Below are 22,454 nucleotides of genomic sequence, written 5' to 3' on the forward strand. Positions count from 1 at the left end.
CGGGCGTCAGCTGGGCGTGTCGGCGACGTACGGCGGGGCGGGGTCGTACTGGATGGCGCGACGCACGGCGCGGGCGTGCTCGCGCCCGTGGAGGTGCCCGACGAGCCACAGGGCGCTGTCGATGCCCGCGGACACGCCCTGGCTGGTGAGCACGTTGCCGTCCACGACGTAGCGGGCGTCCCGCACGACCGTCACGTCGCCGAGCGCCTCGAGTTCGTCCTCGTGCGCCCAGTGCGTGGCCACGCGGTGCCCCCGCGCCGGGCCCGCCGCGTGCAGCAGGAAGGCCCCGGTGCACACGCCGTGCACCCAGTCGGCCTGTTCGGCGGTCTTGGCGATCCACTCGGTGACGACGGGGTTGTGCGGCTGCGTCAGGCGCGCGCCCTCTCCGCCGGGGACGAGGAGGACGTCCAGCGGCGGGTGGTCGTCCAGGCTGTGGTCGGGCAGGATCCGCATGCCGCGCTTGCAGCGCACGGGGCCGGAGCCCTCGGCGACGAGCACCGCGTCGTCGCCCTGCCCGCGCAGGACGGCGGAGGTGTGGAAGACCTCCCAGGGGCCGGTGAAGTCCAGTTCCTCGGCATCGTCGAAGACGAGTACGCCGTACGTGGTCATGCGGAGGTCCTCTCGGTGGTGGGGTGGAGGGGTTCGGGGGCGAGGGTGGAGCCGAAGCGCTCCCGGTACTCGGAGGGCGCGACGCCGGTCCGGCGGTGGAACGCCCGGCGCAGGGTCTCGGCCGTGCCGAAGCCGTAGCGGCGGGCGATGGCCTCGACCGGTTCGTCGCTCTCGGCGAGGGCGCGCTGCGCCGCCTCGACGCGGATCCGCTCGACGTAGGTGCCGGGCGGAACGCCGAGCTCGGCGGTGAACCTGCGTTGCAGGTGACGGGGGCTCAGCCCGGCGACGGCGGCGAGCTCGGCGATGCCGTGCCGGGCGCCGGGGTCGGCGTGGACGGCGGCGACGGCGGCCCGCAGCGGTTCGGTGGCGGGCTGACGCGACCACAGGGCCAGGCTGAACTGGGACTGGCTGCCCGGGCGGCGCAGGAAGAGCACCAGCTCGCGGGCGGCGGCGTGGGCGGCGTCACGACCGAGGTCGTCCTCGACGAGGGCGAGGGCCAGGTCCATTCCGGCCGTGACCCCGGCGGACGTCCACACGTCGCCGTCCCGGACGAAGACGGGATCGCAGTCGACGCGGACGGCCGGGTACTCCCGGGTCAGCTGGTGCTCGCGGGCCCAGTGCGTGGTGGCGCGGCGCCCGTCGAGCAGACCCGCGGCGGCCAGCAGGAACGCCCCGCTGCACACCGAGGCGATCCGGCGGGCGCCGGCCGCGGCGGCGGCGGTCCAGCCGACCAGTGCCGCGTCCTCCCGCGCCCGGTCGACGCCCTCCCCGCCGACGACGACGAGCGTGTCCGTCCCGGCCGGGTCGAGGTCGTTTACCCCGTGCCCGGCGTGCAGGAGCAGGCCGCTGCTCGACCGCACGGCGCCGGCCCGGGCCGAGACGACCGCGCACGCGTACGCCCCCGACCGCGCGGCGGCGTGCTGGAACACCTCGTGCGGGCCCACGAGGTCGAGCGGCTGGAAGCCGTCGAAGATCACGAAGACGATGCGGCGCTGGTTCACCCCCCAACCGTCGCCCGCCCTGCCCGATGGCGTCAACGACAGGCATCCCACGGATCGCGCCATGCCGGCCGCCGTCACACCCGAGCCGTAGGCTGGCTCCGTGCCCACGGCGGGACCGGCCGCGGGGAGACCACGGGAGCGGACATGCGGGACGAGGAGCTGGCCGCGCGGCAGCGCGAGCACTGGCGGCGGACGTACGCCGACCACCCCGGCATGTACGGCGACGAGCCCTCCGCACCCGGCCGGTACGCCGCCGCCGTCTTCCGCGCCGCGGGCGCCCGGCGGGTGCTGGAGCTCGGCGCGGGCCACGGCCGCGACGCCCTCTTCCTCGCCCGGGAGGGGTTCGCCGTGCACGCCACGGACTTCAGCCCCACCGGCCTGGACCAGCTCGCGGGGGACGCCGCCGCCCTCGGCCCCGCAGGGTCGGTGACCACGCACGTCCACGACGTCCGCGACCGGCTGCCCCTCGCGGACGACGCGGTCGACGGCGTCTTCGCGCACATGCTGCTGTGCATGGCCCTGACCACGGGTGAACTCGTCCGGCTCGTAAGCGAGATCGGCCGCGTCCTGCGCCCCGGCGGCACGTTCGTGTACACCGTCCGGCACACCGGCGACGCGCACCACGGCACCGGCGTCGCCCATGGCGACGGCATCTTCGAGCACGGCGGTTTCGCGGTGCACTTCTTCGACCGGGCCCTGGTCGACGCCCTCGCCGAGGGCTGGCGGCTCGACGAGGTGCACGCCTTCGAGGAGGGCGAACTGCCCCGCCGCCTGTGGCGCGTCACCCAGACCCTGCCGGGCTGAGGGCACGGGGCGGAGGCCGCGCCCCCCGGCGTCCCACTCCCGACTCCTCCCGGTTCTCCGCTCCCTGGCCCGGAGGCGGCGGCACAGCGCCGCTGTCGGCGGGGGAGCCGATCGTGGACACTGGCAGGCGAGCGCGGCCCCCGACGGTCACCGGTCGTACCCGCACCCGGTCGCGGTCGCCGGGAGCCACGCGCACGTCCGGAGGCCGAGCCCCCGCGCGACGAGGGGCGAGCACGGCGAACCGGCTGTCGCACCATCCGAGAACGCCATCGCCCCGCTGAGGTTCCCGGCAGGAGCCCGCGGCCGGGGCCGCAGGAGCCGGAGGGGAGCGTCGTCTTCATCCACTGCCTCCTGCTCCACTACTCCTCGCCGAACCGGTCGGACCGGTTCCGCCGCGCCTTCCTGCCGGCCTACCGGGCCGCCGACGCCTACCCGATCTACTTCGGCCCCCACGCGAGCCACAACGAGCCCGGCGTGACGCTCCTGCGCGGTAACGTCTCCCACACGGTGCGCGTGGAGCCCGGGACGTGGCGCCTGCCGCTGGCGGAACGCCCCTTCGGCTCCCTCTTCCAGCTCCAGGAGGGCGCGCACCTCACGGAGAAGGGCGCCTCCACGGGCTACGCCACGCTGCCGGGCACAGAGAAGGGCAAGTGAGCACGACCGCACGGGACCGCGACGACGGGAGCCGCCGATGAGCGCGCCGCCCGAACCACCCGAGCCGCCCGAACCGCTCCAGCCGCCCGCCGCGCCCTCCGTGACGCTCGTGCACGCCTGTCTGCGCGACGGCGCGGGGGGGGGCAGCCCCACCGCCGTGGTGGTCGACGAGGAGGAGTGGCCGGACGGGGCGCGCCGCCGCGTTCCCGCGGACAGCGGTGCCTCGCACGCCGTCTTCCTCCGGGTGCGGCACGAGGCGTCCCGGGAGCCCACGGTGGACCTCCGCTTCTTCACCGCCGAGGGGGAGCTGCCCGCGTGCGGCCACGGAACGGTGGCCGCGCTGGCCTTCCTCGCCGACCGCGCCGGGTCCGGGGGACGCCTCCGGGCCACCGTCCGCACGGCGCAACGCGTGTTCGAGGGCTGGTCCGTACGGGACGGCGACCACGTCACCGCCGCCTTCGACCCGGGCCCGGTCGACCTGCGCGAGCCCACCGACGACGAGCGCGAACTCGCCCGGTCCGCGCTGGGTGTCCCGTCCGGGTGGCCGGGGCGGGACACGGCGCCGCAGGCGTCCCGGGAGCCGGGGCGGGGGATGCGGGTGGCCGGCGTGGGCCGCGAGCGGCTGCTGGTGCCGGTGCCCTCGCGTACGGCCCTGGCGGCCCTGCGACCGGATCTCGGCCGTCTCCGCGAGGGCTGCGACCGGCTCGGCCTGCTGGGCGCCTACGTGCACTCCCCGCCGTCCGGCGCGGGGCGGCTGGCCGCGCGCATGTTCGCGCCGTCGATCGGCGTGCCCGAGGACATCGCCAACGCCAACAGCACCGCCTGCCTCGCGGCCCACCTCGCCGGGCGGGGCGTCACCGAGATCGCCGTGGACATGGGTGACGCGCTCGGCAGCCCGGCCACGATCACGGCCTCGGCGGTGCCGGGGCGTCCGGGAGCGCGCGTGCGTCTGGGCGCGAGCGTTCGGATCGGCGAAACATCGCCGTCCGCCGGATGAACGGCCGGCGGTGTGCGCCAGTTCATTACACAGCACAACCCGTCGAATAGCAGCAGGGCGGCCGTGGGACCTTGGTCCCAGGGACCTTGGTCCTATTGTTCGGTCATTCACGTTCCTGACACGCTGTCCGACCATGGAGGCAGCCAAATCGGAAATTCTCTACGACCCGCGTGATCCGAGCCTGCGCAGCGATCCCTATCCGCAGTACGCGCGGCTGCGGGACACCGAACCGGTCCACCGGACGCCCTTCGGATTCTGGGTCGTATCCGGTTACGAGGAGACCGCCCAGCTCCTCCGGGATCCGCATCTCACCAGCGAATTCCACCGCGACGCGAAATGGGCGGAACACCGGGGCGGCTGGAACAGCCCCATCGTGACCGACACGCGCATGTGGATGCTCATGCTGGACGGCGGGGCGCACCGCCGCATCCGCGGGCTGGTCAACCCCGTGTTCAACGCGCGCGCCATCCAGGAGATGCGTCCGCGCATATCCGGGATCCTGAGCAGGGTCCTGGACGACATGGGGGCGGGCGCGGGCATCGACCTCATCGACGACCTGGCGCTCCCCCTGCCGGTGACCGTGATCTGCGGGCTGGTCGGTCTGCCCGTCGAGGACCGGGACCAGTGCCGCCGCTGGACCGAGGCCATCGGCCACGTGGTCGACCCCGCCCTGGACGAGGCCACCCAGGAGGCCATGAACACCTCGGTGCGCGAGTTCCGGGCCTACATCGCCGAGCACCTGGCCAAACGGCGCAGTGAGCCTTTGCCAACCTCACTTTGAGCTGGCCAGATGTAGGGCGAGGACGGCCTGCACGAGGCCGGTGGTGCGGATGGTCGAGCAGCGGAGCCTGCGGAGGAGCCGCCAGGCCTTGAGAGTGGCGACGGCCTGCTCGACGAGGGCCCGGATCTTCGCTTGGGACCGGTTCACGGCTTTCTGACCTGCGGAGAGGGTCTCCCACCGTCCCCAGCACGGGGTGCGGACTGTGCCGCCGGCGCCCCGGTAGCCCTTATCCGCCCAGCACGTGACGCCGACCTCGGTGAGGGCTTCGACGATGCCGTGTTCGCGGGCCGCGCGGACGTCGTGGACCGCGCCGGGCAGGGCCGGTGAGGCCCACAGCAGACGGCCGAAGGGGTCGGCGAGGACCTGCACATTCATCCCGTGTTTCTTGTGCTTGCCGGAGAAGAAGGGCCGGTCGGCTGCGATCCGGTCGATCGACAGCAGCGTCCCGTCGAGCAGGACGTAGGCCTTCCCCGAAGCGGTCCGAACCGCCTCGGCGAGGGTCGGTGCGAGTGCGGCCAACAGCTCGACGGCCTCGTTGATGTACCGGTAGACCGTACTCGTGCCGATCTCGAAACCCGCCGCGAGCTGGGCATATGTGGTCCCGTTGCGTAGATGCGCCAGCACCAGCAGGGCCTGACGGCCGACGGTGAGCCGACGCCAGCGGCTTCCGATCCGACGACGGTGCTCGCGCAGACGAGCGGCGAGGAAGGTCAGGGACCGACTGGACACGTCCAGCCCGCACGGGTAGACAAGCACGTGAAGCCTCTGGTGGGTATCGGGCGATCTTGGTCGTGAACCCGTCTACCAGGGGCTTCACCCCTGTGTCGAGCCAACTGGACAGCTCAAAGCCCAGGTTGGCAAAGGCTCAGTGACCCACAGGACGACATCCTGTCGCGGCTGGTGACGGCGGAGGTGGACGGCGAGCGGCTCTCCGAGGACGAGATCATCGCCAACGTGCTGCTGCTGTTCAACGCGGGTCACGAGACGACGGTCAACCTCATCGGCAACGGCACGCTGGCCCTCCTGCGGAACCCCGGCCAGCTGCGGGCGCTGCGCGAGAACCCGGATCTCATCGAGGAGGGGGTCGACGAGTTCGTCCGGTACGACGCCCCCGTCCAGCTCGTCGCCCGCATCGCCACGGCCGATGTCGAGGTCGGCGGAAAGACCATTCCGGCAGGTTCGAAACTGATGGTCCTGCTCGGCGCCGCCAACCGCGATCCGCGCAGATACGACCGGCCGGACGAACTCGACATGACCCGCAGCGACATCAAACCGCTTTCCTTCGGAGGCGGCCCGCATTACTGCATAGGCGCACTTCTCGGAAAGATCGAGGGCCGCATGGTGTTCCGGGAACTGCTGCGCCGCTACCGAAGCATCTCGCTCACCACCGAGGACGTCGTCTGGCGCCCGCACGTCAATTTCCGCGGCCTCAAGGAACTGCGGGTGGACCTCGTCCGCTGACGCCCCCGGGCACCGGCCCTCCCGGTTTTCCGCATTCCGTCGAGCGATGGAGAAGAAGGGCCGAGGAGCCGAAGGGCCGAGGAGCAGCCCGTGCGGCGACACCGCGGCCGATCCCGCCGGAACGCCCCGAAAGGACCCTGAAACCGTGCGTAGCCCCCTGTTGTCCGGTGACACCCTCACCGAGAGCTTTCTCCACCACACCCGGGTCTCCCCCGAGGCCGTGGTCGCCTTTCCCGGAAGCGAGGAACGGATCACCGGCGCCCAGCTCGCCGAGTCCTCGCTGCGCTGTGCCCACGGGCTGCTGGAGCACGGCGTCGGCCCCGGCACCGTCGTCGGCCTCCTCGTCCCGACGGACGCCCGGTTCCTGAGCCTCTTCTTCGGCGCCCAGCGGGCCGGGGCCGCGTGCAGCGTCCTGCCGCTGCCGGCCGGATTCGGCGACGAGGAGGGCACCGCCCGTCGGCTCGCCCGCATCCTGCGGGTGGCCGGCATCCGCCACCTCGTCCTCGGCGCGGCCTTCGAGTCGCTGGGCTCCCTCCTCGCCGAGCGGGTCCCCGGGCTCGTCCTGATCGACCCCGCCGTGTCCGCGCCCGGGGCCGAGAGCGGGCTGCCCGGCGTCGACCCGGACGCCCTGTCCGTCGTCCAGTTCACCTCCGGCAGCACCAGCGCGCCCAAGGGCGTGCAGCTCAGCCAGCGCACCATGGCCGCCGGGGTCCGGGCCTGCGTGGTCTCCGGCGGCTTCAGCCCGGACGACGTCTTCATGCAGTGGGTGCCCACCTTCCACGACATGGGCCTGGTCGGGCTCTTCTCGCACCTCCTCAACGGCGCCGAGGTGCACGTCTTCACCCCGACCGCGTTCCTGCGCCGTCCCGCCCAGCTCCTGGCCTACTTCGCCGAGCACCGCGGCACGATCATCACCGGCCCCAACTTCTCCTACGACCAGTTCGTGGACGCCGCCCCGCCCGAGCTGGTCAAGGAGCTCGACCTGTCCGCCTGGCGGCTGGCCTTCAACGGCGCCGAGCCGGTCAGCGCCCGGACCGTGGAGCGCTTCACGGACCACCTGGCGCCCGCGGGCCTGCGCGACACCGTCATGTACCCCGTCTACGGGATGGCGGAGGCCACCCTCGGCATCACCTTCCCCGAGCCGGGCAGCAAGCCCCGCGTGCTCGCCCTGGACCGGGAGGAGCTGGCGGCCACCGGCCGGGTCGTGCCCGTGCCCCGCGGTGCCCGGGGGGCCAAGGACGCGGTGGCGCTCGGCACTCCCGTGCACGGCCTCGACCTGCGGCTGGTCGCGGAGGACGGGCACGTGTGCGCGCCCGGCGAACTGGGCGAGGTGCAGATCGCCGGGCCGGCCGTCACGTCCGGCTACTACAACGCCCCCGAGGCGACGGCGGCCGCCTTCGACGGACGCTGGTTCCGCACCGGCGACATCGGCTTCCGCCACGGGGGCGAGCTGTTCGTGACCGGCCGCACGAAGGAGATGGTCATCGTCCGGGGCCAGAACTACTTCCCCGACGACATCGAGGCCGTCGCCCGCGAGGTGCCCGGCGTCTACCGCCAACGCTGCGTCGCCTTCTCCGACGCCACCGAGGAGGGCCACGAGGTCGTCCGCGTCGTGGCCGAGGCCGAACCGAAGCGGGCGGACGCCGGCCTCGAAGCGGAGATCGCTGCCCGCGTCGCCCGGGAGATGGACTTCACCGACGTGCGCGTGCACCTGGTCAAACCTCGCTGGATCTCCCGGACCACCAGCGGCAAGTGGCAGCGCGCCCGCACCCGGGAACGCCTGGCGGAGCTGACCGACGCCGGGGCCGCCTCGCCCGCCACCGGCACCGCCACCGCCACCACGACCGCCCGAACCGAACCGGAGGACACACCGTGACCACGCCGCACAAGCTCGAAACCGCCCGCGACCCGGACGCGGAACCGCTGCACAGCTACGACGTGTTCCCCGCCTACCAGAACGCGTCCTGGGAGATGAGCGACATCCCGTGGGACGAGTTCCGCGCCGACCTCGTGCGGCCGGAGTACGTCGCCTTCGCCATGGGCGCCGTCATGGGCGAGTCCAACTCGATCGCCGCCCAGCACGGCTTCTTCAACGAGTTCGTCGACGACTACGACTTCTCGGCCTTCGTGTGCCTGTGGGGCTACCAGGAGCTGCAGCACCACCTCGCGTTCAAGAAGTGGCTGCGGCTGGCCGGTACGGACGTCGGCTACGAGCAGATCAACGCCATGCGCGCCCCGTATCCGCCGGGCATCACACCCTCGGCCACGCTCGCGACCAACATCATCTCGGAGATCGCCACGAACCACATGTACAAGTGCGTGAGCCGGGTCGCGGAGGAGCCGGTCATCGCCAGGATCATGAAGCGGGCGAGCGGCGACGAGGCGCGCCACGCACGGGAGTTCATCCACTACACCGCGCGTCGCCTGGTCACCCATCCCGAGGAGCTGCCCTCGGTCCTGGAGACCTTCTACGTCTACATGGCCGACCCGGAGGGCCGCTACAACCACCCCGTCAGCAAGTTCAAGGGCAACCTCCCCGAGCTCGACGGCCACGTCACCATCGACGAGGTCTTCCGCTACTTCGGCGAGGTGGACGACGGCACCGAGTGGGAGCGCATCCACCGGCAGCTCTACCAGACCCTCGCCGAGCTCACCGGGCGGCCGGTCGAGCGGCTCCGCGACGTCCGGCGCATCCTCGCCGAACTGCCCCGCGCGGAGGACGGAACCGCATGACCGACCAGGCCACACCCGTCGAACTCCCCTGGCTCGAGGAACCGCTGTTCCGTTGCTTCGGCTGCTCGCCCCGCAACGAGATCGGCCTGGCCCTGCGGATGTTCCGGCTCGACGACGGCCGGCTCGGCACGGACATCACCTTCTCCGACGCGTACGCCTCCTACCCCGGCGTCGTCCACGGCGGCATCGTCAGCGTCCTCGTCGACGAGCTGATGGGCGACCTGATCGCCCTCGACCGGGGGCTGCTGGCCTTCTCGGCCACCCTGCGCACCAAGTTCCTCAGCCCCCTGCGCACCGGCACGCCCTACCGGGCCGTCGCCCGCATCGCCCGGGAGAGCGGCGGCGTCGTGCACGCGGAGGCCGACGTCCTCGACACCGGGGGCACCGTGCACGTGATGGCCAACTCCGCCTACCAACCCATCCGTTCGGAACAGGCCGAAGGTCACATGGGCCTGTCCGGAGCCGACCGCGACCGCCTCGCACACTACTTCGACCACGCGATTGGATGACCATGTCCCAGCAGACCGAAGCGGCTTCCGCCCCCCTGAAGAAGTCCGACGTCCTCGACGAGGTCCGCGCGCAGACCGCCAGGGAACTGGGCATCGGCGCCGACCGCATCGCCGAGGACACCGTCCTCAAGGAGCTTCCCGGCGCGGACTCCGTGCGGCTCCTGCGCGTCGTCGCCCAGGTCGAGCGCGTCTACGACGTGGAGTTCGAGGACGAGGACATCTTCGCCGTCCGCACCCCCGGCGAACTCACCGACCTCGTCCTCGCCCAGGCCGGCCGGGAGGGCTGATGACCACCACCGACACGCACACCGGAGCGCGCCCGGCGCCGCCGGAGGGGCGGGACGGCGGCCTCGCCCTCCCGCCGGAGGAGGCGCGGCAGGCCACCAACGAGCACTACGAGCTGCCGTCGGAGGTCTTCATGGCCTTCCTCGACGAGCGCGTCAAGTACAGCTCGGCGCTCTACCTCACCCCGGGCGCGACGCTCGAGGAGGCCCAGACGGCCAAGCTGCACTTCGTCGCCGAACGCCTCGGCCTGCGGGGCGGCGAGTGCCTGCTCGACGTCGGCTGCGGCTGGGGCAGCCTCACCCTCTTCATGGCCCAGGAGTACGGGTGCGAGGTCACCGGCGTCACGCCGTCCACCCCGCAGGCCGAGTACGTCCGGGAGCAGGCGCTGCGCCTGAGGATCGCCGACCGGGTCCACATCCGGGTCGGCTCCTACAGCGACCTGGACATCGACGGACGGTACGACGCGGCGACCATGCTCGGCTCGATCGTCCACATGCCCGACCGGGTGGCCGTGCTGCGCAAGGCGTACGCCTCGCTGCGCCGGGAGGGCCGCCTCTACCTCTCCGAGAGCTGCTTCCGCAGCGCGGAGGTCTACCGCGAGTTCGCCTCCCGGCCCGGCACCCGGCACGTCACCGAGACCATCTTCGGCTTCGCCGACATGGTGCCGTTCTCCCAGCTCATCGAGGCGGCCGAGTCGGCCGGCTTCAGCCTGGAGCGGCTGGACGACCTCACCGCCCATTACCACCGCACCATCGAGGAGTGGGAGCGGCGGGCTCAGGCCAACCGGGAGCGGATCGAGGCCGCCGCGCCCGGCATGGCCGAACCGCTCGTGCGCTACCTGCGCACCGCGAACGCCGGCTGGGGCTACACCTCCAAGCACTACGCGCTCACGGCCGCCAAGTCCCGGCTGGGCCCGAAGGCGGCGGTATGAACGCCACACCCGTACTCGACGACCTGCTCCCCTCCCTGGAGATGCACGACCTCGTCGACCAGGCCGTGACACGTGCGGGCGAGCGCTCCTGGACCCTGGCCGACCTGGACTGGGACTCCCTGCGCCCCGAGCGGCTCACCGAGACCGACCGCTCCGCCGTCCGGTTCATCACCTTCGTCGAGGACCACATACCCGGCTACCTCTCCCACTTCCTCGAAGCCTTCCCGGTGGCCGACGCCGAACAGGAGCTGGAACGCTTCGGGTTCAACCGCGAGTACTTCCGCTTCCTGGTCGCCTGGGCCGGAGACGAGGAACGGCACGCCTCCGCCCTGACGCGCTACCAGGTCGAGACCGGCATGGCGAGCAGGGAGGAGGTCCTCGCCACTCTCGCCGAGGAGGGGCGGAAGGAGTTCGCCCTCCCCTACGAGCACCCCGTCCAGTCCTTCACGTACACGCTGATCCAGGAGAAGGCGACACAGCTCTTCTACCAGCGCTTCCGGGAGACGGTCAGCGAACCGTTCCTGGCGGAGCTCCTCGGCCGGCTCGCCCGCGACGAGGCCCGCCACTTCGCCTTCTACAGCAACCTCGTCGGCGCCTACGTCGCCCGGGACGGCGCCGCGGCCGTTCCGGGCCTCAAGGACGTCATCGCGACCTTCCGGATGCCGCTCGCCGACACGATGAAGGGCTACTGGCGCTGGTCGCTGAAGGTCGCCGACGCCACCTCCTACGACCACACCGAGGCGTACGACGCGGTGGTCCGGCTCGTGCGCGGTTTCGTGGACACGCCGGGCGAGCCGAGCGTCGCGGACCTGGGCTCCTTCGTCCGGGCCATCCAGCGCGTCCGGTGAGCCGGGACGGCGCCCGGGTGCTGGTGGTGAGCTGCGCGTGGGCGGGCCGGGCCGCGCCCGAGGAGTTGCTCGGCCCCCGAGAGCGTGCCCGGGCCGCCGAACTCACCGGGCCGCGGCGCGCCGAGTGGGTCCGCACCCGGCTCACCGCCAAGGCCGCCGTGCTCTGGGCGACCGGAGGCCACGGAGCCCAGATCCCGCCCGGCCCGGACGGCGCTCCCCGGCTCCTGGGCGCGCCCCGGGGCACGGCTCTCTCGCTGACCCACACGGGAGAGCTGGCCGCCTGCGCCGTCAGCCGCGGCGGGCCCGCGGACCGGGTCGGGGTGGACGTCGAACCCGTCGACGCCCGCAACGACGTCCTGCTGCCGCGGCTGCTCGCCCCCGGTGAGCGGCCGGACGCCGCCACCGGGCCGCTCCCGCACACCGCGCCACCCGGCCTCCTCGCCACCGTGCTGGTGGCCTGCAAGGAGGCCGCGCTCAAGGCCTGTCGGCGCCCCTCTCCGGCACTGCGCGACTACGAGCTGCGGGCGGGAGCCGACGGGCGGCTACGGGTCCTGGTCCGGATCCGGGGACGGCGGCAGGAAGCGGCCGCCTCCGGGGTGCCCGATGCGCTGGAGGTGTGGTGGTCCTGCCGACGGGGCCGCGTGACGGCGGTGTGCGGCACGGGACGGCGGCCGCCCGAGCACCGCGACGTCCCGGCCGACCGCGTCCTCGCCGCGCTGGGGCCCCGGCGAGGGGGTCAGTGACGGATGACCCCCGAGCTGTCACCGCGGAGAACCGTCTCACCGTCCTGGTTGTGGATCTCGATGCCGAACTCCACCCGGGTGCCGGAACGGCCCTCGCGCAGGGCCGTCACGGTCACCTCGGCGGTGATGGTGTCGCCCGACCAGACCGGCCGGAGGAACTCCCAGCCCATGCGCCGTGCGATGAAGTCGAGTTGCCCTCCGATCTTCGTCGCCAGCGAGGCGGTGAGCAGCCCGTGGGCCATGGCCCGGCCCTGTGCCGCCACGTGGTGCTGGCCCCGGTCGCCGGCGAGGTCGGCGAAGGCGGCGATGTCCTCGTCGGTGATGACGCGCCGGTCGCGCAGGACCTGGCCGACCGTGAGCCCGGGGCCCGTACCGGACCGGGCGACGGTCGCGCCGGGCGCGTCAGTGGCCTGGGTGCCCGGCTCGGCGGCGGGCCGGGCGCCGGACGCGGCCGCGGAGTGGGCCGCGGACCCGTCGGCCCCCTGGCCGGCGCGTGGGCGGCTCATCGCCGCGGCTCCGCGCCGCCGGTGGCGTCCGCGGGCTGCGCGGGTTCGGCGGGCGCCTTGCTCCGTACCAGGCAGCTGCTCTTGCCGACGGCGCAGAGCCGGCCGTCCGCGTCGATCACCCGGCAGCTCGCCAGGCCACGGTTCCGCCCGAGGTGCACGACCTCGGCGTCGACGGTCACCAGGCCCTCCTCGCCGCGCACCGGGCGCAGGAAGTCCACGTTGAGGTCGAGGGTGACGATGTCCTTGTCCTCGGGAATCGCGGAAAGGATCGAGCATCCGAGAGCGGAGTCGACGAGTGTCGACAGGATGCCCCCGGCGAGCACACCGAGGTGATTCGTGAAGAAGTTCTTGACCGGCATGGTGAACTGCACCGCGCCGGGGTCGGCCTTGACGACGGAGATACCGAGAACCTGCGCGACGGGCGGCGCCACGACCTCCCCCGAGATGAGCCCCCGTAGATAGGAAAGACCGGATGCCGAGGAATTGGTGGCGAAAAGCGGGCCCTGGTCCTGCCACTCGATCGTGGCCGTGTGGGTGCGGGGGGAAAAATCCTGTGACACTTCGCTCCTCCATATGAGCGCGGGCACTGAGGACGTCAGTCTCGCACACGGCGGGTGATCCGCAACAGAGCCCGAGAGAAGCCCGATTACCAGCCAACATGGCCAGAAACAACCCCAGGACAAACGTCCCGCCAACCATTCCTTGACAGCGTTCGATTATCACGCGTCTGATGGAAAACAACACCCGTGCGCACTGCTCCGCGATGGGATTGATGACATCGATGAACATAGCCACCGGAAGCACTCCCAGACGCTTCTCCCGCATTCTGGGAGTGGGTTCCTACCGCCCCGGCCGCGTGGTGGACAACGAGGAAATCTGCCGACTCATCGATTCGGATCCGGAGTGGATAGAAGCCCGGTCGGGAATCTTCACACGACACTTCGCCGACGCCGGGGAAACGATTCCGGCCATGGGGGCCCGGGCCGCGGAGAAGGCACTGAGCGCCGCCGGAACGCACCCCGCGGACCTATCCTGCGTCGTCCTTGCCACGATGTCCTACCTGCACCAGGCCCCGCCCGCCGCGGCGGCCTGCGCCGCCGAGCTGGGGACCCACGGCGCCGCCGCCTTCGACCTCGGCGCGGCCTGCGCCGGCTTCTCCCACGGCCTGGCCGTCGCCAACAGCCTGGTGGCCTCCGGGCAGGCGGAGCACGTCCTCGTCGTCGGGTCCGAGCGGATGAGCGACATCGTCGACCCCCGCGACCGCTCGACGGCCTTCATCTTCGGCGACGGCGCGGGGGCGGCCGTCGTGGGCCCCGCCGACGAGCCCGGCATCGGACCCACCGTGTGGGGGACCGACACCGAGGGTCTGCACGCCATCGAGCAGAGCCGTTCCTTCACCGAGCTGCGCGACGACCCGCTGGCGCGCTGGCCCTTCCTGGAGATGGCCGGCGCGACGGTCTTCCGCTGGGCCATCGGCGCGGTCGCCGAGGTGTGCGCCCAGGCGGCGGAGGCGGCCGGCGTGCCCCTGCGGGACATCGCCGCTTTCGTGCCCCACCAGGCCAACGTGCGCATCATCGACGCGGCCGTGAAGACGATGGGGCTGTCCCCGTCCGTCGCGGTGGCGCGGACGGTCCGGGAGGACGGGAACGTCTCCGGCGCCTCGGTCCCCCTCGCCCTCGACACCCTGACCGCGGGCGGGCGGATCAGGCCCGGGGATCTCGTACTGACCGCGGGCTTCGGCTCCGGCCTCGGCTACTCGGCGCAGGTCCTCCTCGCGCCCTGACCGGACGCGGGCCCCGGGCCGTCGGCCTGTGGCGGAACCGCTCAGGCGTCCCCGCGCGGTCTCTCCCGCACGGAGCCGCTCCCGGCGCCTTCCGCCTCCTGGCCGGCCTCCGACCCCTGACCACCCTCCGACCCCGGGCCGTCTCCCCGTCCCCGGCCTTCCGGTCCCCGGCCGGCTCCGGGCGTCCGGGCTCCGTCCTCGCCCTGGGCGCCTTCCCCCGGGCCGAGCCCCTCCATCTCGCGCAACTGGTCCAGGACGGCCTTCGCGAATTCCAGCCCCTTGGGCGAGAGCCCCACCGCCCGCATCGCCACACCGGTGACGCCCGCACGCTCAAGGGAGCGCAGATCCTGCTGGGTCAGCCCGGCGTCCCGCCACGCCGCCAGCTCTTCCAGTCGCTTCTCGGTCCTGGCCGCGGAATCGCTGTCGAAGAAATAGGAGACCGGCACGCCGAAGAACTTGGCCAGCGCCTCGAGGTGATGAATGCGCGGATTGCCCCGTTCGCCCTTGCGGAGGTAGGCGATGTACTGCTTGGAAATGTCCCCGCCCTGTTCCCGTACGGCACGGGCCACCTCCTCGTTACTGAACGGCCCACGACCACGCGGGTGGACGGTCTCGAACAGGTGGTTCAACCGCTGAGCCAGCAATCCGTGCGACTCTGTCCCCATTTGTCCCAACTCCTCTACCCTCTCCACTGACAACTGGAGGCATGCGTGGGGGGTGACTGCGGCCATGCCAGTTGACGGGACCCCGGCGGCGACGTAGCGTCCGTGTAAGGCTGACGCAGACCCTTGAGGGTACATCTCGCAGAGGTTACTGCACGCCGTCTGACCCCCTCAATAATGCTCACTCGCAAAGGCGTTGAGCGTGCATCGAGTCAGGCCACCGCACGCACCCGGCGGTGTGCCCCGAGGAACCGAGCGGTTTTCGTCTCTCACTCGTGCGGGTATCGGCCCACCCCTTCTCCTACGGCCCGCCCGCATCACGGATTGCCTGTTCTCCCATGCCCCACAAAGGCAAGAAGGAGGCAACAGTGGAAGAAGCCCCGACGCTTAACCTCACCGGCCGGGAGTTGGGAGTTCTCCGATTACTGGCCCGCGGTCTCAGTAATCGGCTCATCGCCCGCAGCCTCGGCATCTCCGAGAAGACCGTGAAGAACCACCTCAGCGGCGTCTACCTCAAGATCGGCGCCACCGACCGCACCCAGGCCGCCCTCTACGCCCACCGCCTGGGCCTCACCCCCTGAGACGTACCCGGCGGTTCGACGGCCCGACGGCTCGGCCGGGGACACCCCAGCGCCAGGCGGGACCTTTCTTGGGGACCGACTCTGCCACATGATGGTTCCCAGGGCAGTTGCCGGTGAAGGGGGATTGCGATCCATGAAACACCGTCACATCCGCCGAAAAACACAGCACTTGATCAACAGCCTGGACCTGACCAGTCCGTTCTCCGTGGAGGATCTCTGCCACCAGATCACCGAACGCCGGGGGCGCAGAATACGGCTCGCGCCGCTGTCGTTCCCCGCCAGCGGCCCGGCCGGCCTCCTCGTCTCCACGTCCACCGTGGACTACGTGTTCTACGAGGCGCACACCACGACACCCCACCAGACCCACGTGATCGTGCACGAGTTGGGGCACCTCGTCTGGGAGCACACCTCCCCGGCCGCCGGCGGCGACGAGCCGCCCGAGACGGGCTTCCTCCTCGACGACGACATCGACCCGACCCTCATGCGGCACATGCTGGGGCGCACCCAGTACGGCCGTCCCGAGGAGTACGCCGCGGAGTACTTCGCCACCCAGGTCCTGCGGCTGGCCAGCGGACCGCTCCTCGCCACGACCGCCGTCCCGCCGGACATGAGCGAGCTCGTGGCCCGGCTGGAACGTTCACTCCAGCACGGCGGTGGTCACCGGAGGTGACCACCACCCTCGAGTACGTCTTCAGCTTCACCCACACCCTCTCCGGCCTCGTCAACCTGACCGCCTTCGCCTACAAGTGGCAGGACTTCCGGCGTGACCCGCGCAACCTCGCCTTACGCGCGCTGTGCGGTACGCGCCTGTTCAACGGCATCGCCTACCTGTTCCTCGCCCCCGTGACGTACGTGTGGCTCGGCCGCGTGACGGGGGTGCCCAACATCGGCACGTTGCTCGGCCACACCTCCATCGTCCTGGCCGCCCTGTCCGCGCACGTGATGGTGACCGGCTGGTTCCGCTCCCCCGGAACAGCCAGACGCCTCTTGCCGACCGTGACCCTGCCCTACCTCCTGGCCATCGTCGCCATGGCCGCGTTCTTCTTCGCCGCGCCCCTGCCGGGCTCCCACCCGGTCGACTTCGAGGTCCACTTCGCCACCCACCCCACGGCGGGCGTCTACGTGGTCGTCTTCCTCGCCACGTACGGCCTGAACCTCGCCAACACCGCCCGGCACACCTGGCCCTCCTCGCACGCGGTCGAGCGGCCGTGGCTGTCCCAGTCGCTGCGCCTGGCCGCCGTGGGGTCGGTCTTCGTGCTGGGGTTCATCGTGGGCAAGCTGCTCGGCGTCGTCGGACGCTGGTGCGGGACGACCGCGCTGGACCAGGCGGCCGTGCTGTGGAGCCCCCTGATGGCCACCGTCGGCTCCCTGGTGATCGTCGTCGGCTACACCCTGCCCGGCTGGGGCGCCGGCCTCTCCTCCCGGCTGGCGCAGCGCCGGTCGTACCGCACGCTGCACCCCCTGTGGTCCACGCTGTGCGAAGCCGCCCCGGGCATCGCCCTCTTCGAGCCCCGATCCCCGCGTCTGGCCCTGTACTCACGTGACCTGCAGACGCGGCTCTACCGCATGATCATCGAGATCAGGGACGGTCAGCGCCTGCTCCGCCCTTATGTGTGCGACGCCTGCGAGCAGCGGCTGCGGCAGGCGCTGCACGGCTCGGAGCCGCCCCGGTCCCGGGAAGGCGGCGGCCGCAAGGGCGGCCTCCGGGAGCACGATCCCGACCTCCTCCTGGAGGCGGCGGTGCTCGCCCTGGCCGTCCGCCGCAAGCGGGCCGGGCGGCAGCCCTCCGACCACCAGACGGGCCCCGGGTCGCGCCAGCCGGGCAGCGAGTTCGCCGACGAGCTGACCTGGCTCCGGCACGTGGCGGAGGCGTACCAGCGCGTGTCGGCGGACGGCCGGGCTCTCCCGCCACTCCCGCCCTGCCCCTGCACGGGGCCGCCCCCGGCCGCGCCGCACTGAGGCCGTCGGCCCGCCGCCCGTCAGGCCCCCGAGGCCCCGCGGAACGGCGCGAGGACGCCGCGGCCCCCGTCGACCTCCTCGGCCATCGCGTGGAAGGTGGTGGAGCAGCGGCCGAGGAGTTCGATCAGCAGGCCGCGTTCCTCGGCGGTGAAGGCGTCCCCGAGGCGGCGCTCGATGCGCACCGCGGCCGCGTCGGCGGTGGCGAGGGTCTCCTCGCCGGCCTCGGTGAGCCGGGTCTCGGTGGCGTTGCGGTGGTAGGGGTGCGGAGTCCGGACCACGAGCCCCTTGCCCTCCAGGTTGGTCAGGATCGTCGCGACCGTCTGCGGCGTGACGAGGCAGAGGCGGGCCAGAGCCGCCGCCGACGCGCCCGGGTTCTGCGCCAGCACCACCAGAACCGTGTACTGGGCGACCGTCAGCCCCGCGGGTTTCAGCGCCGCCTGCTTGAGCGCGATGAGCTCCTGCTCGACCCGTTTGACGTGGTGCCCCAGGCGTTCCGTGACTGGCATCTGCATGGCCGCATGGTACTCCCCGACACCTCAACCTTGACAGAGTATTGGCTTTAAGCAGAATACGACTTACTGTGTGAGTACTGCCCGCCCGCCGCGAATGCCGGGCGACCGTGAGACCTGTGGGGATGCTCTATGGCGTTACAGCACACGGAGAACTCGAACAGCCCGGCACACACGACGGATCCGCCACAGCCCGCGGAGACCACGGAGACCGCCGACAGGGGCTCCGCCCCGCCGCCGGAGGGCGTGGACCGCCGGACGGTCCTGGTCGCCGGGGCGTCCGTGGGCGCCGGCGTGGCCGGCGCCGCCGCGCTGCTCTCCCCGACGGAGGCCGCCGCCCGCGTCCGGGACGACGACGAGGAGCGCGGCGGCAGAGGCGAACCGCCCCGCACGGCCACGGTGGCCCTCACCGTCAACGGGCGCACCCGCGACGTCGACGTCGATGTCCACACCAGCCTGCTGGACGCACTGCGGGAACGGCTCAGGCTCACCGGTCCCAAGAAGGGCTGCGACCAGGGCGCCTGCGGAGCCTGCACCGTCCTCGTCGACGGCAGGCGGATCGTGTCCTGTCTGACCTTCGCCGTCATGTACGAGAGGCGCGAGATCACCACCGTCGAGGGCCTGGCCGCGAACGGCCGTCCGCACCCGCTGCAGAAGGCGTTCGTCGAACAGGACGGGTTCCAGTGCGGGTTCTGCACCCCGGGCCAGATCGTGTCGGCCGCGGGGCTGCTCGCCGAGTCCCCCGACGTCCCCGCCGAGCAGGTGCCCGAGCTGATGAGCGGCAACCTCTGCCGCTGCGCCGCCTACCCCCATATCGCCGACGCCATCGCCCAGGCGCGGAAGGAGATGTGACCGTGCGGCTGTTCCACTACTCCCGGCCACGCGACGTGGCGGAGGCGGTCACCCTCCTCTCCGCCGCATCCGACGCCCGCGTCGTCGCGGGCGGCACCGACCTCGTGACGCTCGTCCGGGACGGCGTCCGCGCCCCGTCCCACCTCGTCGACATCGGCGGCCTGCCCCTCGACAAGGCCGAGTGGCTGCCCGACGGCGGCGTCCGCATCGGCGCCCTCCACCCCAACGCGCCCCTCGACGCGGCACTGCGCGAGCGGTACCCGCTGCTGGCGCAGGCCCTCGCGTCCGGCGCCTCACCGCAGATCCGCACCATGGCCACCTTCGGCGGCAACCTCCTCCAGGGCGTTCGGTGCTCCTACTTCCGGCTGCCCGAATACGCCTGCAACCGGCGCGACCCGGGGTCCGGCTGCGCCGCCCTCGACGGCGACAGCTCCCACCACGCCGTCCTCGGCACCAGCTCCCGCTGCGTCGCCGTCCACCCCTCGGACCTCGCCGTCGCCCTCCAGGCGCTCGACGCCACCGTGCGCGTCGTCGGCCGCGGCGGACGGCGTCGCGGCATCCCCGTCGACGAGCTGCACCGGCTCCCCGGCACCACCCCGCACCGCGAACACACCCTGCGGCACGGCGAGCTGATCGAGGCCGTGGAGCTTCCCGCCCAGCCCGGGGGGCGGCGCTCGCACTACCTCAAGTTCCGCGACCGGGCCTCCTTCGCCTTCGCCCTCGTCTCCGTCGCCGCCGTCCTCGACGTCCGCGGCGGGACGGTGCGGCACGCCCGCGTCGCCCTGGGCGGCGTCGCGCCCAAACCCTGGCGCTCACGCGCCGCCGAACGCGAACTCACCGGCCGGCGGCTGACGGGCGCGGCCGTCACCGCCGCCGCCGAGGCCGCCGCCGCGGAGGCCCGGCCGCAACCCGACAACGCCTACAAAGTCGAACTGCTCCGCCGCTGCGTCCGGCGGGCCCTGACCGAGGCGGGAGGCCGCTGATGGCCACGTGGGAAGAGCCGCTCGGCGCGGCGCTCGACCGGGTCGAGGGACGCGACAAGGTCACCGGACGCGCCGTCTACTCCGGCGATGTCACCGTGCCCGGCATGGCCCACGCCGTCATGGTCACCAGCACCGAGTCCGCGGGCCGGATCCGTCGCATCGACACCCGAGCCGCCCTCGCCGCCGACGGCGTCCTCGCCGTCCTCACCCACAACGACCGGCCCGCGTGGAAGGGCACCCCCGACATCCCCTACGGCGCCGAGCCGCGCATGCCCCTGGCGGACGGCCGCGTCCTCCACGCCGGACAGCCCCTCGCCCTCGTCGTCGCCGAGAGCCTGGAGCAGGCCCGTCGCGCCGCCGCCCTCGTCCGCGTCCACTACCGCACCCAGAAGCCCGTCCCCACCCTCGACGACGCGCTCCCCGACGCCTACACGCCCACCGGCCCCTACCTCGTCCTCGGCGACCCCGACTCCCTGCGTGGCGAACCCGAGCGCGAACTCGCCGACGCCCAGGTCAAGGTGGCCGGCGAGTACCGGACGTCCACCATCTCGCACACCCCGATGGAGCCGTCCTCCACCCTCGCCGTCTGGGAGAAGCCCGACCGGCTCACCCTCTACGACTCCAGTCAGGGCGTCTTCCGCCACCGGCCCGCCCTCGCCGCCGCCTTCGGCCTCCCCCTCGACCGGGTCCGGCTCGTCTCCTCGTACATCGGCGGCGGCTTCGGCAACAAGTCCTTCGTCTGGGCGCACACCTACCTCGCGCCCCTCGCCGCCCGGGCCGTACGCCGCCCCGTCCGGCTCACCATCGACCGCAAGCAGGTCTTCACCGGCACCGGACACATGCCCGAGACCCGTCAGACCATCCGCATCGGCGCCGACCGCGACGGCCGCGTCCGCGCCCTCACCCACGACAGCGTCAACCCGACCTCCTTCGTCGTCGACCGCCACGAGACGACGACCGCCTGCACCCGTGTCATGTACCCCGTCCCTCACCTGCGGACGACGACCCGGGTCGCCAAGGTCAACACCAGCACCTCCGGCGCCATGCGCACCCCCGGCGACAGCCCCGGCATGTTCGCCCTCGAGTCCGCCATGGACGAACTGGCCCACGCCACCCGCCTCGACCCCGTCGAGCTGCGCCGCCGCAACTACGCCGAGGTCCGCCCGTCCGACGGCAAACCCTGGGCCGGCAACCGGCTCCTGGAGTGCTACGACCTCGGCGCCCGCGTCTTCGGCTGGGGCCGCCGCGACCCCCGCCCCCGCTCCATGCGCGACGGCGACGACCTCGTGGGCTGGGGCATGGCCTCCGCCATCCGCGTCGAGCACCGCGCCCGCGCCCGGGCCGTCGTCGAGCTCCGGCGCGACGGCACCGCCGAAGTCCGCGCCGGCACCGTCGAGATCGGCGGCGGCACCCTCACCACCCTCGTCCAGGTGGCCGCCTCCGGCCTCGGCATCGGCCCCGACCGCGTCAGCATCCGCGCCGGCGACACCGACCTCCCCGAAACCGCGCCCACCTTCGGCTCCCGCACCTCCGGCAGCACCGGCAGCGCCGTCCACCTCGCCGCCGCCGACGCCCGCCGCACCGCCGTCCGACTCGCCGTCGGCGACCCCCGCTCCCCGCTCCACGGCCTCGCCGAGGACGACGTCGACGCCGAGAGCGGCCGCCTCTTCCACCGCGACGACCGGGGCCGGGGCGAGACCTACGAGGCCCTCATGTCCCGCCACGGCAAGCGCACCCTCCGCGGCGAGGGCGACTACAACCCCGCCGCCGACTCCCCCCGCGCCCTGTCCACCTTCGGCGCCCACTTCACCGAGGTCCGCATCGACCGTGACCTCCCCCGCGTCCGCGTCACCCGCCACGTCGCCGTCTTCGACTGCGGCCTCGTCCTCAACGCCAAGACCGCCCGCAACCAGGCCCAGGGCGGCATCATCTACGCCCTCGGCGCCGCCCTCATGGAGAAGCTCACCCTCGACCCCGTCTCCGGCCGCATGGTCAACCCCGCACTCACCGACTACCACGTCCCCGTCCACGCCGACATCGGCCACGTCGACGCCCGCTTCGTCGGCCAGGCCGAAACCGACGTCAACCCGCTGGGCGCCAAGGGGCTCGGCGAGATCTGCGCCGTCGGCGTCGCCCCCGCCGTCGCCAACGCCGTCTTCCACGCCACCGGCCACCGCGTCCGCACCCTCCCCCTCACCCCGGACACGCTCCTCGCCGCCCGCTGATCCTCACGGCCCGGCCGCCGCGCGAAGACGCCCCTGTG

The 22,454-nt window shown here is 72.6% G+C and carries 26 protein-coding genes and 1 pseudogene; 20 read left to right on the top strand and 7 right to left on the bottom strand.

The genetic code is table 11. From position 1 onward, the window contains the following. Positions 1-6: 6 nt before the first annotated feature. Together O7609_RS10635 and O7609_RS10640 are read right to left on the bottom strand one after the other, a co-directional pair. A complete protein-coding gene (locus O7609_RS10635) occupies positions 7-609 on the bottom strand; it encodes a DJ-1/PfpI family protein (protein WP_269743464.1) in 603 nt (200 codons plus the stop codon). Next, positions 606-1,610 carry a GlxA family transcriptional regulator gene (locus O7609_RS10640; protein WP_269743465.1) on the bottom strand — a complete coding sequence of 335 codons (1,005 nt, stop codon included), beginning with the start codon at positions 1,608-1,610 and terminating at the stop codon, positions 606-608. The genes O7609_RS10635 and O7609_RS10640 overlap by 4 nt, the downstream gene beginning before the upstream one ends. A 144-nt stretch (positions 1,611-1,754) precedes the next feature. Between O7609_RS10640 and O7609_RS10645 the strand changes: the two genes are divergently transcribed. The 5 genes and pseudogenes from O7609_RS10645 to O7609_RS10660 all read left to right on the top strand — a co-directional run bounded on the left by O7609_RS10645 (position 1,755) and on the right by O7609_RS10660 (position 4,846). Beyond that, complete coding sequence (locus tag O7609_RS10645; RefSeq protein ID WP_269743466.1) at positions 1,755-2,414, top strand: class I SAM-dependent methyltransferase; 660 nt, start codon at positions 1,755-1,757, stop codon at positions 2,412-2,414. A 255-nt stretch (positions 2,415-2,669) separates the two neighbouring features. Then, positions 2,670-2,801, top strand: a pseudogene (locus O7609_RS24720) (phytanoyl-CoA dioxygenase family protein); the annotation flags it as partial. Between the two features lie 87 nt (positions 2,802-2,888). After that, on the top strand, positions 2,889-3,068 hold the full coding sequence (locus O7609_RS10650) for a hypothetical protein (protein WP_269734693.1): 180 nt from the start codon (positions 2,889-2,891) through the stop codon (positions 3,066-3,068). Positions 3,069-3,105: 37 nt separating this feature from the next. After that, positions 3,106-4,065: a PhzF family phenazine biosynthesis protein gene (locus O7609_RS10655; RefSeq protein ID WP_269743467.1), complete on the top strand. Its 960-nt coding sequence runs from the start codon at positions 3,106-3,108 to the stop codon at positions 4,063-4,065. 133 nt (positions 4,066-4,198) lie between these two features. Then, positions 4,199-4,846, top strand: a complete 648-nt coding sequence (locus O7609_RS10660) for a hypothetical protein (protein ID WP_269743468.1) — start codon at positions 4,199-4,201, stop codon at positions 4,844-4,846. Here the strand turns inward: O7609_RS10660 and O7609_RS10665 are convergent. Then, a complete protein-coding gene (locus O7609_RS10665; protein WP_269743469.1) occupies positions 4,838-5,602 on the bottom strand; it encodes an IS5 family transposase in 765 nt (254 codons plus the stop codon). The two genes, O7609_RS10660 and O7609_RS10665, sit on opposite strands and share 9 nt — an antisense overlap. Before the next feature lie 132 nt (positions 5,603-5,734). On the opposite strand from O7609_RS10665, the gene O7609_RS10670 reads away from it, so the two are divergent. The 8 genes from O7609_RS10670 to O7609_RS10705 all read left to right on the top strand — a co-directional run bounded on the left by O7609_RS10670 (position 5,735) and on the right by O7609_RS10705 (position 12,356). Beyond that, on the top strand, positions 5,735-6,307 hold the full coding sequence (locus O7609_RS10670) for a cytochrome P450 (protein WP_269744340.1): 573 nt from the start codon (positions 5,735-5,737) through the stop codon (positions 6,305-6,307). 145 nt (positions 6,308-6,452) lie between these two features. Continuing rightward, positions 6,453-8,183, top strand: a complete 1,731-nt coding sequence (locus O7609_RS10675; RefSeq protein ID WP_269743470.1) for an AMP-binding protein — start codon at positions 6,453-6,455, stop codon at positions 8,181-8,183. Further along, entirely contained in the window at positions 8,180-9,040 is an 861-nt protein-coding gene (locus O7609_RS10680; RefSeq protein WP_269734697.1) for a ferritin-like domain-containing protein, read from the top strand. Before O7609_RS10675 ends, O7609_RS10680 begins: the two co-directional genes overlap by 4 nt. After that, positions 9,037-9,549, top strand: a complete 513-nt coding sequence (locus O7609_RS10685) for a PaaI family thioesterase (protein WP_269734698.1) — start codon at positions 9,037-9,039, stop codon at positions 9,547-9,549. Before O7609_RS10680 ends, O7609_RS10685 begins: the two co-directional genes overlap by 4 nt. A gap of 2 nt (positions 9,550-9,551) precedes the next feature. Continuing rightward, positions 9,552-9,836: an acyl carrier protein gene (locus O7609_RS10690; RefSeq protein ID WP_269743471.1), complete on the top strand. Its 285-nt coding sequence runs from the start codon at positions 9,552-9,554 to the stop codon at positions 9,834-9,836. Then, positions 9,836-10,765, top strand: coding sequence for an SAM-dependent methyltransferase (locus tag O7609_RS10695; RefSeq protein WP_269743472.1), 930 nt, complete (start codon positions 9,836-9,838; stop codon positions 10,763-10,765). The genes O7609_RS10690 and O7609_RS10695 overlap by 1 nt, the downstream gene beginning before the upstream one ends. Beyond that, positions 10,762-11,613 carry an acyl-ACP desaturase gene (locus O7609_RS10700; protein WP_269743473.1) on the top strand — a complete coding sequence of 284 codons (852 nt, stop codon included), beginning with the start codon at positions 10,762-10,764 and terminating at the stop codon, positions 11,611-11,613. The genes O7609_RS10695 and O7609_RS10700 overlap by 4 nt, the downstream gene beginning before the upstream one ends. Beyond that, positions 11,610-12,356: a 4'-phosphopantetheinyl transferase family protein gene (locus O7609_RS10705; protein ID WP_269743474.1), complete on the top strand. Its 747-nt coding sequence runs from the start codon at positions 11,610-11,612 to the stop codon at positions 12,354-12,356. The genes O7609_RS10700 and O7609_RS10705 overlap by 4 nt, the downstream gene beginning before the upstream one ends. Here O7609_RS10705 and O7609_RS10710 read toward each other — a convergent pair. Together O7609_RS10710 and O7609_RS10715 are read right to left on the bottom strand one after the other, a co-directional pair. Next, positions 12,350-12,862 carry a hotdog domain-containing protein gene (locus O7609_RS10710; RefSeq protein WP_269743475.1) on the bottom strand — a complete coding sequence of 171 codons (513 nt, stop codon included), beginning with the start codon at positions 12,860-12,862 and terminating at the stop codon, positions 12,350-12,352. The two genes, O7609_RS10705 and O7609_RS10710, sit on opposite strands and share 7 nt — an antisense overlap. Further along, entirely contained in the window at positions 12,859-13,422 is a 564-nt protein-coding gene (locus tag O7609_RS10715) for a PaaI family thioesterase (RefSeq protein WP_269734704.1), read from the bottom strand. Before O7609_RS10715 ends, O7609_RS10710 begins: the two co-directional genes overlap by 4 nt. A 212-nt stretch (positions 13,423-13,634) precedes the next feature. On the opposite strand from O7609_RS10715, the gene O7609_RS10720 reads away from it, so the two are divergent. After that, a complete protein-coding gene (locus O7609_RS10720; protein WP_443072094.1) occupies positions 13,635-14,645 on the top strand; it encodes a beta-ketoacyl-ACP synthase 3 in 1,011 nt (336 codons plus the stop codon). A gap of 41 nt (positions 14,646-14,686) precedes the next feature. On the opposite strand, the gene O7609_RS10725 is transcribed toward O7609_RS10720, so the two are convergent. Continuing rightward, the gene (locus O7609_RS10725; protein WP_269734706.1) at positions 14,687-15,310 is read right to left on the bottom strand and encodes a helix-turn-helix domain-containing protein; all 624 of its coding nucleotides are present in this window, start codon (positions 15,308-15,310) and stop codon (positions 14,687-14,689) included. Positions 15,311-15,645: 335 nt separating this feature from the next. Here O7609_RS10725 and O7609_RS10730 point away from each other — a divergent pair, with 335 nt between their 5' ends. From O7609_RS10730 to O7609_RS10740, 3 genes are all read left to right on the top strand, one after another. Further along, entirely contained in the window at positions 15,646-15,888 is a 243-nt protein-coding gene (locus tag O7609_RS10730; RefSeq protein WP_332330046.1) for a response regulator transcription factor, read from the top strand. 169 nt (positions 15,889-16,057) lie between these two features. Beyond that, positions 16,058-16,558, top strand: a complete 501-nt coding sequence (locus O7609_RS10735; protein ID WP_269743477.1) for a hypothetical protein — start codon at positions 16,058-16,060, stop codon at positions 16,556-16,558. Beyond that, positions 16,555-17,847, top strand: a complete 1,293-nt coding sequence (locus O7609_RS10740) for an MAB_1171c family putative transporter (protein ID WP_269743478.1) — start codon at positions 16,555-16,557, stop codon at positions 17,845-17,847. The genes O7609_RS10735 and O7609_RS10740 overlap by 4 nt, the downstream gene beginning before the upstream one ends. A 20-nt stretch (positions 17,848-17,867) precedes the next feature. Here the strand turns inward: O7609_RS10740 and O7609_RS10745 are convergent, their stop codons facing one another. Further along, positions 17,868-18,359, bottom strand: coding sequence for a MarR family winged helix-turn-helix transcriptional regulator (locus O7609_RS10745; RefSeq protein WP_269743479.1), 492 nt, complete (start codon positions 18,357-18,359; stop codon positions 17,868-17,870). A 129-nt stretch (positions 18,360-18,488) separates the two neighbouring features. On the opposite strand from O7609_RS10745, the gene O7609_RS10750 reads away from it, so the two are divergent. Genes O7609_RS10750 through O7609_RS10760 form a run of 3 tightly spaced genes read left to right on the top strand, consistent with a single transcriptional unit; the run spans position 18,489 to position 22,416 of the window. Next, entirely contained in the window at positions 18,489-19,208 is a 720-nt protein-coding gene (locus O7609_RS10750; RefSeq protein ID WP_269743480.1) for a (2Fe-2S)-binding protein, read from the top strand. Positions 19,209-19,210: 2 nt separating this feature from the next. Beyond that, entirely contained in the window at positions 19,211-20,191 is a 981-nt protein-coding gene (locus tag O7609_RS10755; protein WP_269734711.1) for an FAD binding domain-containing protein, read from the top strand. Continuing rightward, the gene (locus O7609_RS10760) at positions 20,191-22,416 is read left to right on the top strand and encodes a xanthine dehydrogenase family protein molybdopterin-binding subunit (RefSeq protein ID WP_269743481.1); all 2,226 of its coding nucleotides are present in this window, start codon (positions 20,191-20,193) and stop codon (positions 22,414-22,416) included. The genes O7609_RS10755 and O7609_RS10760 overlap by 1 nt, the downstream gene beginning before the upstream one ends. Positions 22,417-22,454: the final 38 nt, after the last annotated feature.

The sequence above is a fragment of the Streptomyces sp. WMMC1477 genome (genome assembly GCF_027460245.1).
Lineage (GTDB): Bacteria > Actinomycetota > Actinomycetes > Streptomycetales > Streptomycetaceae > Streptomyces.